A 16,974-nucleotide genomic window follows, 5' to 3' on the forward strand; every position below is an offset into this window, starting at 1 on the left:
TTAACTCATCTTTAAATCCAAGCCCCATAGTTGCACCTAAACTCAGAAACCCGAAAATAACGAGAGTTATAAAATGCAAAATTGTGGCAATGGCAATCTGTTTAATTTTCATCGTGCAACATAACGCTTAAAGCATGGGCGCGGCTTTATCGCGTCCAATGCCTTTACTTGTTAACTGCTGATTACGAGAACTGTTTTTCATAAGCTTCTCAATAGTGTTTAAAATACTTATCATATTCCTCATAAGAATCTATAAGAGCTGTGACTTCAAGGCACGTTTCTCCCATTTCCTTTGTAAGGTCTTCAAAAGAAATAGACTCACATTTGATTTCGATATCTCGGCCCTGCTCATATAGCTCAGCTTTCACCACACCAGATAAAAACTCATAGTTTTCAGTTGGAGTGACACTGCCAAATACGAACCCCATCGGCGGATCACCACCTTCTAAGTTGGTAGTACCAATTACTACATCATTAATTCGAATTTCGTAGATCACTCAAACCTCTAAGTGCAGTTAACGCCTTACTAAGCGGCGCGAAATTGTTGGCTAAAATGTACGAGGAACGAGTGCTAGCCAACTGTTTAGCGTCCGTTTGAGTAACTTGTTATACGATTTTTAACGCTTCATCTTGAATAGTAAGATCACAACCACCCTCTGTTGGAAGTATGTTCTGTTTGTTTGGCCAAAACATAACCATTGCTCTGAATGGTTTTTGGTAATATTTAGAAGCTAAACCGAGATACTCGCTATGAAACTCTTCTTGAACGGGTTTAAATAACACATCCATATCACCACCTATTACGTCATTTAAGCGCTCGTTAGAGTTGAATGACTTTCCATTTTTTAGTTCGTCCGCTATGTCTGATAAAATATGGTGAGCAGTATCTTTTTTTAATCCAAAAACTATAATTTCTGGGTGGTTATAAGACTCTTCAAATCCAACAGAATAAGCAAAATCAGACGCATTACCCTCAGGATCAAAAATATATAAAAAATGCCATCCAAATTTTTCTATATTAGTGCGGATATTATCCATACCATCTCCTTAATCGTATAACGCCGCGAGCAACGGCACAAAATTGATGGCGACTTTATTGCGCCTTTTGCAAAAAAGGTGACAGCGAGTTTGTGTCCGATTTGACTGGCCTTGTTATGTGCTTTTTGCATATTTAACCCAAATACCCAGTAGCTGTTCATCTGTTTTATTGCCGCCATCTAGAATAGCAAAACTGAGTTCACCCATGTTTGTAGGATTAAGATAATACTCTTGCGTTCCTAAGGTAATATAAAGTGTGCTTTGCTTCATTTCTAGTTTTGCGTCACTCCAGCTTTCTGGAACATCGATTCTAGATTGCTTCCAGCCAGCTTCGCCTGGCTCCAAGATTTGATTAAGCTCAAGCATAAGACCGATGCCAAGAAGCTTTTGAGCTTGCTTTAACTCATATGATATTGCTTCAGGCTTCCATAAAACTTCAGCAGATATAGAGAGCGAAAAGAGAAACAGTGGGAGTAATATAATTTTCTTCATCGTGCTCCCTACTCGAACTGCACATAACGCCCCAAGCAGGGGATTTTATGAGTGTTTTTCAGCGAGTAAAATTCCCGCTGACTTGGCTTGTTATAACTCATTTTTTAATGTACCAATATACTAGTGCTGAACATGGGAGAACTACAACACATAGCATTAGCAGTGCACCCGACATATTTACAATAGCATCAGGTAAATCAAGTGCTCCGAGGGCAAAATTGAATCCAATGGCATAAATAAAAATACAGGCAATACATGATATACCCCCTGATACGAGCAGCCTTTGGAATATAGGCAATTGCAATTTATGGAATATAAATTTGAAAATTGGGTAGCCTACGATTGACGATATAACTGTTACAGGAATTGCCACTATTAGAGAGAAAATAAAAATCGGGATCATTGGTGGAACCAAGCTTTCAACAGAAAACAATGCAATTCCAATAGCGACAACAAAGAACGCTAAAAAATAACCTCCAAGTGCTGAAGTGATATATGTCGTGATTCTGGGCTGAATATTCATAATGAGTTATAACGCCGCGTTAAGTAGTGAGCAACACTGCCACCTTACCTAAACCATTGTGCCGTAAACACTAATTTCAAAGCAAACCGAAAATGCCAAGCGTTGCGAATCTGCCTTAAACGCCTTGTTAGTTGCCATTCTACACCTTTGATTTCAGTTCATTTACACTTTGCCAACACCGTTTTTGATGCGTTTTTAAAAACTCAAATCAGGCGCAGTTTCAAAGCGCCTGTCACTGAAACCACTTGGAACTTACAACGTCGCAGAAAACTGGCCCAAAATACCCAATAAACCTTTTGGAAAGGCAATGTCACAAAGCTGAATTTCAACGTGTAAATTAGCGTCTGAAACGGCAAAACAAAACCGCAACATTAAAAAATCGAACACAACTTCAGCAAACCACACCCAGATACAAAACCGAGCATAATTCATTAGCCTTAATTTTTCTGATTTAGCTGCGTTTTTTTCGCTGGCAACTAACGCCCGCATTTGCGGCTGGTTTGAAGCGCAGCGAAAAAACAGTCCGACAACATGCGTTTGTTATGCAATTGAATTCCCGTTCATATCAGTGATAGTTAAAAATGAATCAAACTCTCCATTAGAGAATGAGTTGTCTGCTAGCCACTGATGAACAGACGAGCAAACGTCCCGGCAGAAAATGTCAACTTGCAACTGCAGAGCGTTATTCATTTTATTCATGTGAACTTCCCAACCTTGAGGAGGAACAACAAAATTAAAGTTCTCGATTACCTGCTGCGCTCGTTGCTCAGATATATCGTGTGACCCCTCATGCAATAGGGCACATCTCAAGGCATAGCAGTCTTCACCTTGCAGAAACACGTGCTCCTCTCTATCCGCTCCTACTTGTCTTGTATACTTTGGCAGCATGTATTGGTTGTACCATTTTACATACCTTCGTTGGCTCCCCTCGTTTGGTGAACATACATTGGCACATATATCTGGAAGTGCTAGCGCTAGCCCCAGCGCTGCGTACCAGTTTTCATCATTCAGCGCCTTTTTAATAGCTTGAGTAAACCTGAGCATTTCGCCTCCTTGCATAACAGCTTATTGATTAGCAGCAGGATAACCTCCTGCTTTCTTGTAAGTTTCTTCGTCAAAATATCACTTGTAAGTGTTTGTTGTAAATATATTATTTAACAAAAAATACAGGTTAAATATGACAATTTAGAAGATAAAAAAGATGCATAGGTGTTTACGAGGTCTGCATAGCACTTTTATATATATTACAAACTATTGATAATAATGAGTTAATGTTTAACAGTTAGTATTATCGATGCGCCAATCCAACGATTTATGCATCTTTTTCATACCAATTATCTCAACTTCAACTATAACTGTATATAAACACAGTGCATTGGTAAGGTAACGGTTATGGGGCAATTAACATTTTTGGAGGCTATACGGACAGAGATCAGGGTACGCCATTACAGCTATCAAACAGAAAAATCCTACCTCTATTGGAACCGCTATTTCATTCGACATTGCAATATTCGTCATGGCGCTGATATAACCCCCGCTTTGATTGAACAATTTCTCTGTTTTTTAGCAGTGGAGTGCGAAGTGTCGGCGAGCACCCAGAAACAGGCTCTATGTGCCATTGTATTTGCTTGTCGCCATGTGTTAAAAATTGAGCCCAATGAGTTACAATTTCCCTATGCAAAAGCCCCTAAACGAATACCGCAGGTATTGTCTAACGAAGAAGCAAAACTGATCATCAGCAATTTGTCAGGCTACCACTATTTAATTGGTGCCATCCTATTTGGCTCAGGGCTAAGATTAAAGGAAGCCTTAAAACTTAGGGTAAAAGATATTGATCTAACCACTAAATCTATCTTTGTGTACCGAGGTAAAGGGCAAAAAGATCGAGTTTGTATGCTACCTAACGGATTGATTGATGTTCTAAAGTCACAAATGAAACAGGTAAAAAAGCTCCACGAGGCGGATTTGTCAGATGGCTTTGGACTTGCTTCATTGCCCATCTCTCTCATCAGAAAATACCGCAGTAACGCCTCTAAGTTTCATTGGCAATATCTCTTTCCTGCTAGCCGCCGTTGTATGCACCCAAGTGACAACTATGTGTGCAGACACCATATTCATCCAACGGCTTTTTCACGTGCATTAAGGCAAGCTACCACTAACTGTGGTATAGATAAGCGCGTTACCGCCCATACTTTCCGCCATTCATTTGCAACATCTTTATTACTCAAAGGCCATGACATTCGTACCATCCAAGAGTTATTGGGACACAGTGATGTCAAAACGACCGAGATATATACCCATGTGATTGGTGGCCATCATACTGGGATCATAAGTCCTCTTGACAGTCTTTAAGGCATACTACAAAACAAGTTACTAGGGCCTTATCTTTTGCTTTCCGCATTAGTAAATATGAGGCAAACACAGAAACACAAAGTTCGAATGAGTAATTGTTCTAAATCATAATGGGGCATAAATGATTTGCATAACTTGCTTGCAATTGGTGTGATTCAACTCTGAACTTGAGGACGTTGAAGACTCTTTATAAAAGAATGCGTGAGCCTGACAGGACGTCAGGCTAGCTTTCGCGGTACAGGATGTACCATCGGAAGCGTTAGCATTTTCGAATAAGGCCGAGGCAGAATTCAAACGAAACCCAAAGCTGGATCAATTTCCGTCGCGACCTTTTCGCTCTTTAGAAATGTTGCCGGAACGGCAGGGGTGATCCAAGAGGGGATTGCTGTTGATCCCCTCTTGGCCAGTGCAGGATGGAACCTTGCGATCTTAATTCAAACGAAGTTTGAAAAAGTCTGCTGTGGGTTAAGCGCCACGACTTTGGTGGCCGCAGGCCATATGTAGTCAGCCCATGCAGGGTGGAACCTTGCGATATTACTTCAAACGAAGTTTGAAAATACCTTAGTAGCCGTAGGCCATAACTAATAAAAAAGGAGGCTTTCGCCTCCTCTCTTTATCCAACTAGCTAACACTACTTACCGTCTTGTGCTCGACGCTTTTTGAAGTCTGAATCTTCGATCCATTTTGGCCAGTCGTTGTTATTGGCGAGCTTTTCAATAATGTCGCTGATCAAGGCTAAGTCTTGCTCTACCCCGCCTAAATTCCAGCTGGCATCGTAATCGTCTGCGCCTTGGTGGTACTTATGGGCGATGTAGTCTGGGTCGGTGTCGCCTAGGCTCATGAACATTAACCCGGGGACGCCTTGTTGGGCTAAGGCAAAATGGTCTGAACGGAACATTAAACCATTTTGTGGGCGAGGATCAGCCTTTACAGTGCGGCCTTGTGCTTTGGCGGCATCATCTAAATAGGTTTCAAGTTGTGATACGCCTTGGCCGTAACGCAAGATGTAATTAACCCCTTTACCCACGTTCATGCCGTCTATGTTTAAAAACGATACCAGTTGTTTAGTCGGTACAGGAGGATTGGCGGCAAAGTATTGCGCGCCAATAAGGCCAGTTTCTTCTGCGGTAAATGCAGTAAATAAAATAGAGCGTTTAGGTGCTTTGTTTTGCTGTTTAAAATGACGCGCAAGTTGCAATACGCCTGCAACCCCAGAGGCATTGTCGACGGCACCGTTTAAAATTACCGTTTTACCGTCTTGCACGGTTTTACCTAAATGATCCCAGTGGGCATGCATGACTAGCCATTCATCGGCTTGACTGTTGCCTGGTATGAGTCCTGCTACGTTATAGGATGTGGCTAATTCGATGGTATTTTTTACTGCTAAATTGGCTTTGAGTTTAAGTGGTATAGATTTAAAACCCGCTTTTGCTGCACTGAGTTTCACTTTATCAAAGTCTAGGCCTGCTGCTTGAAACACCTTTTGCGCGGTTTGATGTTGCACCCAGCCCATGACACCAATATGTGATTGGTTTTTGTGATCATCAACTAAGGTGTATTTAGTATTGGTGTTGCTGTTTTCTACCACATTCCAGCCGTAGGCTGCAGGTGCAGTTTCATGGACAATAAACACCGCTTTGGCGCCCTGCCTGGCTGCTTCTTCGTACTTGTAGGTCCAACGGCCATAATAGGTCATGGCATTGCCTTTAAAGATAGCGGGATCTTGAGTGGCAAAGCCTGGATCATTAACTAACACGATGACGGTTTTGCCTTTCACATCAATGTTGGCATAGTCATTCCACTGATATTCTGGCGCATTAATACCATAGCCAACAAACACTATATCGCTGTTATCTACACTCACTTGAGGTAGAACTTGCTCAGTACGTGCAGTGAAATCAGTGCCATTATTAAACACTAAATCGCCAATAGTGAGTTGCATGGTTTGATCCGCGGTAATCTTAGCCATCGGCACAGCTTGACGATAACTGTCACCGAAACCAGGAGCGAGTCCCATTGCTTTGTATGCGTTTTCTAAATACTCAACGGTTAGCTTTTCGCCATGAGATAACGGCCCACGGCCCTCAAATTCATCACTGGCTAAGGTTTGGACATCTTGACGATAGGTTTTTTGATCAAATTGAAATGGCGTAGCATTGACACTTGGCAGAAGCAACACACCAAACACAGCTAATAAACGAAAGGTATTCACGGACAAGGTCCCCTGTTGAGTATTGAGAGCAACCATTGTAACAGCAAGCAGCTAAAGCGAAAGTCGTTAACGCAGCATAATAAATAACGTCAGCTGGGTTCACACAAAAAGGATAATTAAGATGCTTTGCATACGGCCACCTCTAACTAAATGCATAGCTATCTGACTAAAAATGATCGGCATGCATTTGTAATACAACAACACCTATTGACATAATATGTCACAGCATTCTATAGTGAGACATAAAATGTCATCGAGGGTACGTTTGCCATTTTGATGATTTAACGTGTATGAGCTTGTGTTAATAAAACACCCGAGGTGAATAGTGACAATACCGAAATATAAAGGGAAATATATGAAATTTATCATCGTGGGTGTAATCAGTTTTACACTGGGCATAACTGGCGCGGGTATGATTGCACTTAAATTTTTTGCCTATGGAGGTCAAAGCGTTGCCGCTGCAGAAATTCAAATGTCGGCGAGTACCTTACAACTGCTTGAATCACATCAAACCGATATGGTAGTCAACAAGCTGTGTTCGATACTGCCTATTGCATTAAAAAATAAAGCCGAATTTGACGCCTCATGGTTTGCTATCGAATTTAATTATGGTCATACCCAATCAGACGAAGATATTGAAACAATCGCCAAAAATATGTTGGCAAAGGGCAATATTTGCAACCCGATAACGCATTAACATCAAAGTAAACTAATGCCTTGGTGCCCTGTTTGCGCTAAATAGCGTTTGTCTACCCATAGGCCGATAGCAGCAACTAATACTTCATCATAGAAAACTAACGGAATAAGTTGCCGACGCCAAGGTGGGATATTGCACTCTTGCCATAGTTTTTTTAACTCACGCGGTTTTGGCCGTTGTGAGGTAGCAAATTGTGGTTGGCACTTAATAGAGCCTGCTGCGCCATAGCGAATCGTCACTTTACTGTTAGTTGGCGCTAACGCTAATAGAGGCTTATCAGCAGATATTTGTTGGCTTAAAAGGCATTGATGCTGGCCGATATCTATCTGCAACTCAGTAACATCACCCTTTAATAGACGAATAAAATCAGCGGTTAATGAGAGCGGATCGGGCGTTTTAAGATCACTATTGCTCAGTACATAGGCCACCCCTGCATAGCGTTTTACTTGGTAGCCACCCCATTGGATCGCCATATTAGCATCATCTTTAGCAGCCAGCAGTTGTGACAGTATCTGCTGTAATTGCGCTTGCGAAGGTAAACTAACGCCACAATGGCTTAAATATCCGCGAAATAGTAATGCTTGCCAAGCAGCACTTAATTGACCAAAACCGCTAAGCTTAAATCCGCTTGATTCGATTATTGATGCATTGTCATCACTGGCTAACATTAGCCATTGAGGTAAGCGATGACTGACTTCGTCATCAATAACGTCTTGTTGCTGAGCACACAATGCCGCACTTCTAGCGGCTGTTACTGCGATACTTGGCCAGCGTTGTTTTAAGCGGGGAATAATATCTAAACGCAGAAAGTTACGATCATAACTGTCGTCTTGATTACTTTCATCTTCAATATGAGTTAAACGCTGTTGCAGTGCAAATTGCTCTATTTGCTCTCGGCTGACATCTAATAATGGCCTAACCAACCAAGCGTGATGATAAGCTTGTATGGCGCCCATCGCACCAAGCCCTTTAGGGCCTTGGCCACGCTTTAATGCCAGCAATAACGTTTCAAGTTGATCATCCTGGTGATGGGCCGTGAGTAAAATATCACCCGGATTAAGGTAGCGGTCAAACGCTTGATAACGGGCGTCACGCGCTTGTGCCTCAAGGCTTTGCCTTGGACCTTTGTCAACATTAACGCGCTCAATTTGCACGGGTAATTGGTAATAACCCGCGCGCGTTATACAGTGTTGCACCCAAGTGTCGGCATTGGGACTGAGCCCATGATGAACATGGATAAGTAAACACGCAATATGTGGGTATTTTTGGGCGAACGCACTCAAACCATAAGCTAATACTTCAGAATCAACCCCACCACTGTAAGCCAGCACTAACTTAGGTGTGCGCTCATGTTGCAAAGTCGTCTGTTGATAAAGTGGCATTACCGCTTGTTCAAGCAAACTAAGCAATTGTTGGCCGCTGAGTTGAGCTAAAGTCGAGTGTTTCACTGTCATGGTATGTACCTAGAAAACAATTTTAACATTGGTTGACCCGAGCATACTTTCGAGAGCTAACATCAACTCATCACTGGGATTAACTCGCCATTCATCACCTAAAGTAATTTTACCGCTAGCATGGTCTTGTGCATAATTAATGGTCACCGGAACCACACCATTTCGCCAAGGGGTTAAGGTTTGTTCAAAGGTTTCCAGCCATGCTTGGGTAACATCGTTGCCATGAACATTTATTGCAACCGCTTTAGCAAAATGACTACGAGCTTCACCAATTTCGATAATATTACGGGCGTTCATCCGGTTACCACCAGAGAAATCATCAAAACTGACATCACCTTCGCAAATTAAAATACGGTCTTTTTCAAGCATGTGGCCAAACTTTTCAAACGGTTCGGTAAATAGCATGACTTCTAAACGGGCACTTTTGTCATCTAAGGTTACTAGGCCCATTTTAGAGCCACGCTTGGTGATCATTACCCGCGTAGCGACCACTAGACCAGCAACTTTAACGGTTTTACCACGTTCTGTTGGGTGAATATCTTTTAAGCGACCGTTTGTGTATTGCTTCAACTCTTTTAAATACTGGTTAATCGGATGACCCGTTAGATACAAACCTAATGTTTCACGCTCCCCTTCAAGCCAAATTTTGTCTGGCCAAGGGGTACACTGAACAAAGTTTTGCTTACTGTCTTCTGGCTCGGAGTTGAGTAAACCAAACATATCATGCTGACCAATGGCTTCGGCTTTAGCATGTTGCGCGGCAGCACTAATAGCCTCTGGCAAAGTGGCCATCATTGAAGCGCGATGCGGGCCTAAGGTATCTAGTGCACCCGCAAGGATCAGTTTTTCAATCACTCGTTTGTTGAGCTTTTTCAAATCAACACGGGCACAGAAATCAAATAAGTCGATAAATGGGCCGTCTTTTCGGGCCTCTAAAATGGACTCAACCGGACCTTCACCTACGCCTTTAATCGCGCCGATACCATAAACAATATTTAAGTCGTCATCGACGGTAAATTTAAATTGGCCTTTGTTCACATCGGGCGGAATTAACGGTAAGCCCATGCGCTCACATTCATCCACTAAGGTGACAATTTTATCAGTGTTGTCCATGTCGGCAGACATTACTGCCGCCATAAACTGCGCCGGAAAATGGGTTTTTAGCCACAGGGTTTGGTACGAGACGAGTGCATAAGCGGCTGAGTGAGATTTGTTAAACCCGTAACCGGCAAACTTTTCCACCAAGTCAAAGATCTTCATCGACAAATCGCCATCGATACCGTTGTTAATCGCCCCTTCTTTAAACGTGCCGCGCTGCTTGGCCATTTCTTCGGGTTTTTTCTTACCCATGGCACGACGGAGCATATCCGCACCACCTAGGGTATAACCCGACAATACTTGCGCAATCTGCATCACCTGCTCTTGATACAAGATAATGCCGTAAGTTGGTGACAGTAATTCTTTTAATGATTCATGCTGATATTCGGCATCTGGGTATGAGACTTCTTCACGCCCATGCTTACGTTCAATAAAGTTATCCACCATGCCTGATTGCAAAGGACCTGGACGGAATAACGCTACAAGCGCAATCATGTCTTCAAAACAGTCTGGTTGCAGACGTTTGATCAAATCTTTCATGCCGCGAGATTCGAGCTGGAATACCGCAGTGGTCTCATAACGTTGCAGTAATCTAAAGCAAGCAGGATCGGCAAGTGGAATGGCTTCAATCAGTACCGGCTCTTTACCTTCTTTGGCTAGGCGCGGATTAATCATCTGCAATGCCCAATCAATGATGGTTAAGGTACGTAAACCCAAGAAGTCGAACTTAACTAAACCCGCGGTTTCAACATCGTTTTTATCAAATTGCGTAACCGGGTTTAGACCTTCTGCATCGCAATACAGTGGCGCGAAATCGGTAATCCGAGTGGGCGCAATAACCACACCACCGGCATGTTTACCCGCGTTACGGGTCACACCTTCTAGGCGCCGACACATGTCGATGAGCTCTTTAACATCTTCGTCGCTGTCATAGGCTTCTGGTAGCGATGGCTCAACTTCAAACGCTTTAGCTAACGTCATTCCAGGCTCTGCTGGGATCATTTTAGTGAGACGTTCAACAAAGCCGTATGGATGACCTAAAACACGGCCAACGTCGCGCACAACCGCTTTAGCCGCCATGGTACCAAAGGTAATAATTTGCGATACCGCTTCTCGGCCATACAGCTCTGCTACGTGATCAATGACCTCATCGCGTCGGTCCATGCAAAAGTCGACGTCGAAATCGGGCATGGATACGCGTTCAGGGTTCAAGAAACGTTCGAACAGTAAGTCGTATTCGAGTGGATCTAAGTCGGTAATTTTAAGTGCGTATGCCACTAATGAACCGGCACCTGAACCACGACCTGGGCCAACCGGAATACCGTTATCTTTACCCCATTGGATAAACTCCATCACGATAAGGAAGTAGCCAGGAAACCCCATCTGGTTAATGACTTTCAGCTCAATCGCAAGGCGTTCGTCATACTCGCCACGCTTTTCGATACGAACTTGTGGGTCGGGGAATAAAAACGCCAGACGCTCTTCGAGGCCTTTTTCGGAGGCCGCGACTAAGAAGTCTTCAATCGATAAATCACCGGTGGGGAAATTAGGTAAAAAGTATTCATGCAAGCGGATGGTGACATTACAACGTTTAGCAATTTCAACACTGTTTTGAATCGCCGACGGAATATCACTAAACAGCGCAAGCATTTCATCTTCGGTGCGCAGATATTGTTGATCGCTGTAGGTTTTAGGGCGACGGGGGTCAACTAAAGTATAACCATCATGGATCGCAACACGGATCTCATGCGCTTCAAAGTCGTCTTGCTTTAAAAACACCACTTGGTTAGTGGCCACAACGGGTAAACCTTTAATTGACGCTAGCTCAACCGCCATGTGTAAATAGCGTTCTTCGTGCGCCCGGCCGGTGCGAATAAGTTCAAGGTAATAGCGGTCTTCAAAGTGTTGTTGATAAAAAGCAATCAGTGACTCAACTTGATTTTGATTGCCCTTTAATAAGGCTTTGCCCACATCACCGTCTTTGGCGCCAGAAAGAATGATCAAGCCGCTGTTATATTTGATCAGCCAGTCTTGATCAATCACTACGCGGTTATCGATATGCCCACGAAGATAAGCTTCGCTGATTAATTGGGTTAGATTTTGATAACCGTCATTGTTCATCGCAATAATGGTTAACGCACAAAACTCTTTTTCAAAACCAGGAGTTTGCACCCAAAAATCGGCACCAATAATAGGTTTAATCCCGACGCCATGACAGGCACCGTAAAACTTGACCAAACCACAAAAGTTGTTTTGATCAGTTAACGCTATGGCTGCCATACCCTGACTTTCAGCAGCAGCAATAATAGGTTTAACTTTGGCAACGCCATCTGACATTGAATAATCACTGTGGACGCGCAAATGAACAAAACGAGGATCGGACATAGATTATTTTTCTTCGAAAAAGATGAATGAAACAACACGAAAATGCGGAATTTAGACTACCAAACTAAGTGATTTTATCCAATGATAAACTCACTTAGTTTGGTGATTATCACAATGGATCCTGAAGTAAAATACGCTCAGCAACAGGTTTAAAACTTTTACGATGTTCAGGTAACACGCCATATAATGCCAGGGCTTCAAAATGTGCTTTGGTTGGGTAACCTTTGTGCTTAGCAAAGCCATACTGGGGATACTGGCTGTCTAAGGCATCCATCTCGGCATCACGAGTCACTTTAGCAATAATAGATGCTGCGCTGATAGCGGCAACGAGCCCATCACCTTTGATGATAGCATGGCTGGTAATACCAAAATGAGGCACACGATTACCATCAACTAATACTCGCTCAGGTAAAATTGCTAAACCTGCCACTGCGCGTTGCATCGCCAGCATAGTGGCATGCAAAATATTAAGCTCATCGATTTCAAGTGGACTGGCACGACCAATACTGACACTTAACGCGTTATCCATAATCTGTTGATATAAAGCGTTACGGCGCTTCTCACTGAGTTTCTTAGAATCATTAAGGCCTACAATTGGTTTACTCGGGTCTAAGATCACCGCGGCGGTGACCACATCACCAATCAATGGACCACGACCGACTTCATCAACACCGGCAACCACACCTTGTGAAATCATGGCGACGTGTTCTGGGGTAATATTTTTAATCACCACAGGAAGAGAATCAAGAGATGTCATCTGTTTTATCCTGTAAACCTAAGACGCATGTAACAATGCCACTACAGCATCTGCAGCTCGTTCGCTGGCGTTACATTTAAGTAAACCATGTAATTGCTCAAAACGGGCATTTAGCGGTGCAAAATCTTGATTGAGTTGGTTAATTACCGCGTCTGCAATTAACTGAGGCTGGCAATTTGCTTGCATGAGCTCAGGCACTATGGTCTCGTTTGCTAACAGATTAGGCAACGAATAGTTCTTAATTTTCATCATCCGAATCGCAATGGCGTAAGTAATAGGGCTAACACGATAAGACACCACCATTGGGCGTTTTACCAGCATTGCCTCTAAAGTTGCAGTGCCTGACGCTAACAAAATACAATCAGCAGCAGCCATCACCTCACGAGATTGACCTTCGATAAGAGTGACCTCTAAATCGGGCGCAAACTCCTCAAGCGCAGTTAGAAATTGTTGCCGGCGAGCATCATTAACCACAGGCGTGACAAATTTGATGTCCGGATAAGCTTGTTTAACCAACTGGGCTGCTTTGATAAAAGGTTCAGCTAATTGCTTTAACTCACCGCCACGAGACCCTGGTAATACCGCCAAGTATTCAGCATCGGCATCTAATCCTAATAATTGACGCGCTGCCTGCTTGTCGCTGTACATAGGTATATCATCAGCAAGTGTATGGCCGACAAAGGTACAGGGTACTTGATACTGGTCGTAAAAGGCTTTCTCAAAGGGCAGTAACGACAACACCATATTAGTGGCTTTGGCAATTTTGAAAATACGCTTTGGACGCCAAGCCCATACCGACGGGCTAACATAATGGACCGTTTTTATTCCTTTAGCTTTTAACTTAAGCTCTAAGCCAATGTTAAAGTCAGGTGCATCAATACCGATAAAGCAATCTGGAGCTAATTCAGTAATCTGTTTCACTAAACTGGAACGAATATGCATAAGCCGCGGTAAACACGAAAGCACCTCAACTAACCCCATCACTGAAAGCTCTTCCATTGAGAATAAACTTTCAAATCCTAGGGCTTGCATGCGCGGGCCACCAATACCGATAAATCGCGCATCAGGGTAGCGTTGTTTGAGTGAATGAACTAAACCGGCACCTAAAATATCGCCGGAGATTTCTCCGGCGACAATGGCAAATACTTTTGAAGAAGAGTTGGTCATCGTTTCCGTCTATCGAATAATGCCACGAGCAGAGTGGTTTACAAAATCTACTAACATTTTTACATTGGCGTCATTTTTAGCAGACTCAGCCAGTTCAGCATTGGCTTCTTCAATGGTTAAGCTTTTACGAAATATCGCTTTATACGCATTCAAGATTGCACGCTGGCTTTCTTTAGTAAAACCACGGCGTTTTAAACCTTCTAAATTTAATCCACGTGGTGCAGCAGGAGATCCCGAAGCCATCACAAATGGAGGTACATCTTTTAAAATCAGCGAAGCACCAGCAGTGAATGCATGGTCACCAATATGAACAAACTGATGTACACCTGTCATGCCACCTAAAATAACCCAATCACCAACATGCACATGGCCAGCGATAGATGCATTGTTAGCCATAATGACGTTATTACCTACAACACAGTCATGGGCGATGTGAACATAAGCCATAAATAGATTATTTGAACCTATGCGTGTTTCACCATGATCTTGGGTAGTGCCTCGGTGAATAGTGACTGACTCACGGATAATATTATTGTCACCAATAATTAACCGAGTTTGCTCACCGGCATACTTTTTATCTTGGCACTCTTCACCGACTGAAGAGAATTGAAAAATACGGTTACCTTTACCAATAACCGTTGGACCTTTAACCACAACATGCGAGCTTATCCATGTGTCGTCGCCAATTTCAACATTTTCACCGATATAAGTCCAAGGACCAATAGTGACATTATGGCCAATTTTGGCTGTTGGGTGAACAAATGCTAATTTATCTATCACTTTTCAATCTCTCTACGTGCACACATGATTTCAGCAGAACAAACCAGTTCGCCATCAACCAGGGCTTCACCAATAAACACACCAATGCCACGACGCTCTTTAATCATTTTAACGTGAAAATGTATTTGATCGCCCGGTACAACTACACGTCTAAAACGCGCTTTATCAATACCGGCGAAGTAATACAATACGTCAGGAGACGGCTCTGTACTCATGGTTTTAAATGCAAGTAAGCCTGTGGCTTGTGCCATAGCTTCTAAAATTAGTACACCTGGCATCACAGGTTGTATTGGAAAATGTCCCTGAAAAAATGGTTCATTAATAGTGACATTTTTAATCGCATGTAGTTGCTCACCTACAGTAAAGTCTAATACACGATCGATTAACAAAAATGGATATCTATGGGGTAGATATTTAAGTATCTCTTGAATATCCATGGTGTTTAATTGGTTTGACACACTACATTCCTTTAATAAGGCAGAATTACAATTATTCTGTGCCCTTAGCACTTTTCTCGAGATTTTTCACTCGACTAAATAAATCATCTAGTTGGCGGAAACGCACAGTATTTCGGCGCCAAAGTTTGTTTTCCATGGCAACTGTAGCAGATGAATACACGCCTTTCTCGCGAATAATACTCGTTATATTGGTACCGCCAGAGACATGGACACCATCCACAATACTAAGGTGTCCTGCAACAGCACTACCACCACCAATAATGCAGTATTTACCGATAGTAGAACTACCTGCAATGATGGAACCACCCGCCATCGCGGTATTTTGTCCAATAACTACATTATGGGCAATTTGAACTTGATTGTCGATAATCACACCATCATGAATCTCGGTATGCGACAGCGCGCCACGGTCAATACTGGTACATGCGCCAATTTCCACATGATTGCCAATACGTACACCACCTGTTTGAGGGATTTTAATCCAATTACCACGTTCATTGGCATAACCAAAACCATCAGAACCAATAACAGAGCCTGAATGAACGATACAGTGGTGACCAATATGCACATCATGATAAATCGTTACATTCGCCCAAAGACGTGTATCTGAACCAATAATACTGGTTTCACCGATCACACAACCTGGACCAATCTGAACATTTTCACCTAAAATAACATTGGCACCAATCACCGCATTTGCACCAATAGCAACACCGTCACCAATAATGGCTGAGGCTTCTATTTGGGCTGAAGGATGGATACCAAGGCTTTCTTTTGGTGTGGTATCAAGTAATTGCGCCACGCGAGCGAAACCAACATAAGGGTCACTGACAATTAGGGCATTACCTTGATAATTGCTTGCTTCTTTTTCGCTAAGTAAAACCGCGCTAGCTTGAGTTGCCTCAAGCATTGCACGGTATTTACTATTGGCTAAAAAAGAGAGTTGGCCTTGGACTGCATGTTCAAGAGTAGCCACACTGGTGATTTCCAGCGTATCGTCACCTTTGACTGTTGCACCCAATAATTGGCTAAGCTCTTTTAAAGTCACTTTTTGCATACTTATTATTTGCCTTTGCTTAAGGCTTCTACCACTTTGCTGCTGATATCAGCTTCTGGCTTAACAAAAATTACCGCGCCACGTTGAAGAACCATGTCGTAGTTTTCTTTACCAGCAATGGTATTAATTGCTTTTTGAACTTGAACTAATAGCTTGTTCTGCTCTTCACCTTGACGGCGACGCATGTCTTCGTCTAAAGCTTTGCCTTTCAGTTGGAATTCAGATTTCAATGATTCCATTTTACGGACTAATTCAGTTTTTTGTGTGTCGCTCATTAACGCGCCATCACGTTGTTGCTTTTCAACCATAGAACGCATGTCTTCTTGCATTTTTTGGACTTCAGCAACACGATCACCAAACTCAGCTTTTAACGATTTAGAAATTTGTTCGCGCTGTGGCAACTGCTCGAACACTTGACCCATATCCACTACAGCAAGCTTTTCTGCTTGAACTAGCATAGGGGTAGCAAACAATGCCAATGTAATTAATGCGCGATTTACCATC

The 16,974-nt window shown here is 42.8% G+C and carries 16 protein-coding genes; 2 read left to right on the plus strand and 14 right to left on the minus strand.

Features of this window, described 5'->3' with window-relative positions:
* Window positions 1-209: 209 nt before the first annotated feature.
* The 5 genes from H5164_RS17240 to H5164_RS17260 all read right to left on the minus strand — a co-directional run bounded on the left by H5164_RS17240 (window position 210) and on the right by H5164_RS17260 (window position 3,097).
* Window positions 210-497: a hypothetical protein gene (locus H5164_RS17240; RefSeq protein WP_182757177.1), complete on the minus strand. Its 288-nt coding sequence runs from the start codon at window positions 495-497 to the stop codon at window positions 210-212.
* Between the two features lie 109 nt (window positions 498-606).
* Window positions 607-1,038 carry a DUF4262 domain-containing protein gene (locus tag H5164_RS17245; protein ID WP_182757178.1) on the minus strand — a complete coding sequence of 144 codons (432 nt, stop codon included), beginning with the start codon at window positions 1,036-1,038 and terminating at the stop codon, window positions 607-609.
* 114 nt (window positions 1,039-1,152) lie between these two features.
* A complete protein-coding gene (locus H5164_RS17250) occupies window positions 1,153-1,530 on the minus strand; it encodes a hypothetical protein (RefSeq protein WP_182757179.1) in 378 nt (125 codons plus the stop codon).
* Between the two features lie 775 nt (window positions 1,531-2,305).
* Window positions 2,306-2,542, minus strand: coding sequence for a hypothetical protein (locus H5164_RS17255; protein WP_182757223.1), 237 nt, complete (start codon window positions 2,540-2,542; stop codon window positions 2,306-2,308).
* Window positions 2,543-2,593: 51 nt separating this feature from the next.
* A complete protein-coding gene (locus H5164_RS17260) occupies window positions 2,594-3,097 on the minus strand; it encodes a hypothetical protein (RefSeq protein WP_220492733.1) in 504 nt (167 codons plus the stop codon).
* Window positions 3,098-3,445: 348 nt separating this feature from the next.
* Between H5164_RS17260 and H5164_RS17265 the strand changes: the two genes are divergently transcribed.
* On the plus strand, window positions 3,446-4,405 hold the full coding sequence (locus tag H5164_RS17265) for an integron integrase (RefSeq protein WP_182757180.1): 960 nt from the start codon (window positions 3,446-3,448) through the stop codon (window positions 4,403-4,405).
* Between the two features lie 631 nt (window positions 4,406-5,036).
* Here the strand turns inward: H5164_RS17265 and H5164_RS17270 are convergent.
* Window positions 5,037-6,653 carry a M28 family metallopeptidase gene (locus tag H5164_RS17270; protein WP_259396857.1) on the minus strand — a complete coding sequence of 539 codons (1,617 nt, stop codon included), beginning with the start codon at window positions 6,651-6,653 and terminating at the stop codon, window positions 5,037-5,039.
* Window positions 6,654-6,972: 319 nt separating this feature from the next.
* Between H5164_RS17270 and H5164_RS17275 the strand changes: the two genes are divergently transcribed.
* Window positions 6,973-7,314, plus strand: coding sequence for a hypothetical protein (locus tag H5164_RS17275; protein WP_182757182.1), 342 nt, complete (start codon window positions 6,973-6,975; stop codon window positions 7,312-7,314).
* A gap of 2 nt (window positions 7,315-7,316) precedes the next feature.
* On the opposite strand, the gene tilS is transcribed toward H5164_RS17275, so the two are convergent.
* From tilS to H5164_RS17315, 8 genes are all read right to left on the minus strand, one after another.
* Window positions 7,317-8,768, minus strand: a complete 1,452-nt coding sequence (gene tilS, locus H5164_RS17280; RefSeq protein ID WP_182757183.1) for a tRNA lysidine(34) synthetase TilS — start codon at window positions 8,766-8,768, stop codon at window positions 7,317-7,319.
* Between the two features lie 9 nt (window positions 8,769-8,777).
* Window positions 8,778-12,251 carry a DNA polymerase III subunit alpha gene (dnaE, locus tag H5164_RS17285; protein WP_124016998.1) on the minus strand — a complete coding sequence of 1,158 codons (3,474 nt, stop codon included), beginning with the start codon at window positions 12,249-12,251 and terminating at the stop codon, window positions 8,778-8,780.
* A gap of 109 nt (window positions 12,252-12,360) precedes the next feature.
* Window positions 12,361-13,008, minus strand: a complete 648-nt coding sequence (gene rnhB / locus H5164_RS17290; protein ID WP_404948434.1) for a ribonuclease HII — start codon at window positions 13,006-13,008, stop codon at window positions 12,361-12,363.
* Between the two features lie 18 nt (window positions 13,009-13,026).
* Window positions 13,027-14,175, minus strand: coding sequence for a lipid-A-disaccharide synthase (gene lpxB / locus H5164_RS17295; protein WP_124016997.1), 1,149 nt, complete (start codon window positions 14,173-14,175; stop codon window positions 13,027-13,029).
* Between the two features lie 9 nt (window positions 14,176-14,184).
* The gene (lpxA, locus tag H5164_RS17300) at window positions 14,185-14,955 is read right to left on the minus strand and encodes an acyl-ACP--UDP-N-acetylglucosamine O-acyltransferase (RefSeq protein ID WP_124016996.1); all 771 of its coding nucleotides are present in this window, start codon (window positions 14,953-14,955) and stop codon (window positions 14,185-14,187) included.
* Window positions 14,952-15,413, minus strand: coding sequence for a 3-hydroxyacyl-ACP dehydratase FabZ (fabZ, locus tag H5164_RS17305; RefSeq protein ID WP_124016995.1), 462 nt, complete (start codon window positions 15,411-15,413; stop codon window positions 14,952-14,954). The genes lpxA and fabZ overlap by 4 nt, the downstream gene beginning before the upstream one ends.
* 31 nt (window positions 15,414-15,444) lie before the next feature.
* Complete coding sequence (gene lpxD / locus H5164_RS17310) at window positions 15,445-16,470, minus strand: UDP-3-O-(3-hydroxymyristoyl)glucosamine N-acyltransferase (RefSeq protein ID WP_124016994.1); 1,026 nt, start codon at window positions 16,468-16,470, stop codon at window positions 15,445-15,447.
* A gap of 5 nt (window positions 16,471-16,475) precedes the next feature.
* Window positions 16,476-16,973 (minus strand): OmpH family outer membrane protein, encoded by a 498-nt coding sequence (locus H5164_RS17315; protein ID WP_124017027.1) that lies wholly within the window; start codon window positions 16,971-16,973, stop codon window positions 16,476-16,478.
* Between the last annotated feature and the right edge of the window lies 1 nt (window position 16,974).

It is taken from the genome of Shewanella sp. SG41-3, from assembly GCF_014164545.1.
Classification (GTDB): domain Bacteria; phylum Pseudomonadota; class Gammaproteobacteria; order Enterobacterales; family Shewanellaceae; genus Shewanella; species Shewanella vesiculosa.

Coding starts and splice junctions, on each gene's coding strand:
- H5164_RS17315 (WP_124017027.1), bottom strand. CDS start 16,973: ATGGTAAATCGCGCATTAATTACATTGGCATTGTTTGCTACCCCTATG.
- lpxB (WP_124016997.1), bottom strand. CDS start 14,175: ATGACCAACTCTTCTTCAAAAGTATTTGCCATTGTCGCCGGAGAAATC.
- H5164_RS17260 (WP_220492733.1), bottom strand. CDS start 3,097: ATGCTCAGGTTTACTCAAGCTATTAAAAAGGCGCTGAATGATGAAAAC.
- rnhB (WP_404948434.1), bottom strand. CDS start 13,008: ATGACATCTCTTGATTCTCTTCCTGTGGTGATTAAAAATATTACCCCA.
- dnaE (WP_124016998.1), bottom strand. CDS start 12,251: ATGTCCGATCCTCGTTTTGTTCATTTGCGCGTCCACAGTGATTATTCA.
- tilS (WP_182757183.1), bottom strand. CDS start 8,768: ATGACAGTGAAACACTCGACTTTAGCTCAACTCAGCGGCCAACAATTG.
- H5164_RS17250 (WP_182757179.1), bottom strand. CDS start 1,530: ATGAAGAAAATTATATTACTCCCACTGTTTCTCTTTTCGCTCTCTATA.
- lpxD (WP_124016994.1), bottom strand. CDS start 16,470: ATGCAAAAAGTGACTTTAAAAGAGCTTAGCCAATTATTGGGTGCAACA.
- H5164_RS17270 (WP_259396857.1), bottom strand. CDS start 6,653: ATGGTTGCTCTCAATACTCAACAGGGGACCTTGTCCGTGAATACCTTT.
- H5164_RS17265 (WP_182757180.1), top strand. CDS start 3,446: ATGGGGCAATTAACATTTTTGGAGGCTATACGGACAGAGATCAGGGTA.
- H5164_RS17275 (WP_182757182.1), top strand. CDS start 6,973: ATGAAATTTATCATCGTGGGTGTAATCAGTTTTACACTGGGCATAACT.
- H5164_RS17255 (WP_182757223.1), bottom strand. CDS start 2,542: ATGCGGGCGTTAGTTGCCAGCGAAAAAAACGCAGCTAAATCAGAAAAA.
- H5164_RS17245 (WP_182757178.1), bottom strand. CDS start 1,038: ATGGATAATATCCGCACTAATATAGAAAAATTTGGATGGCATTTTTTA.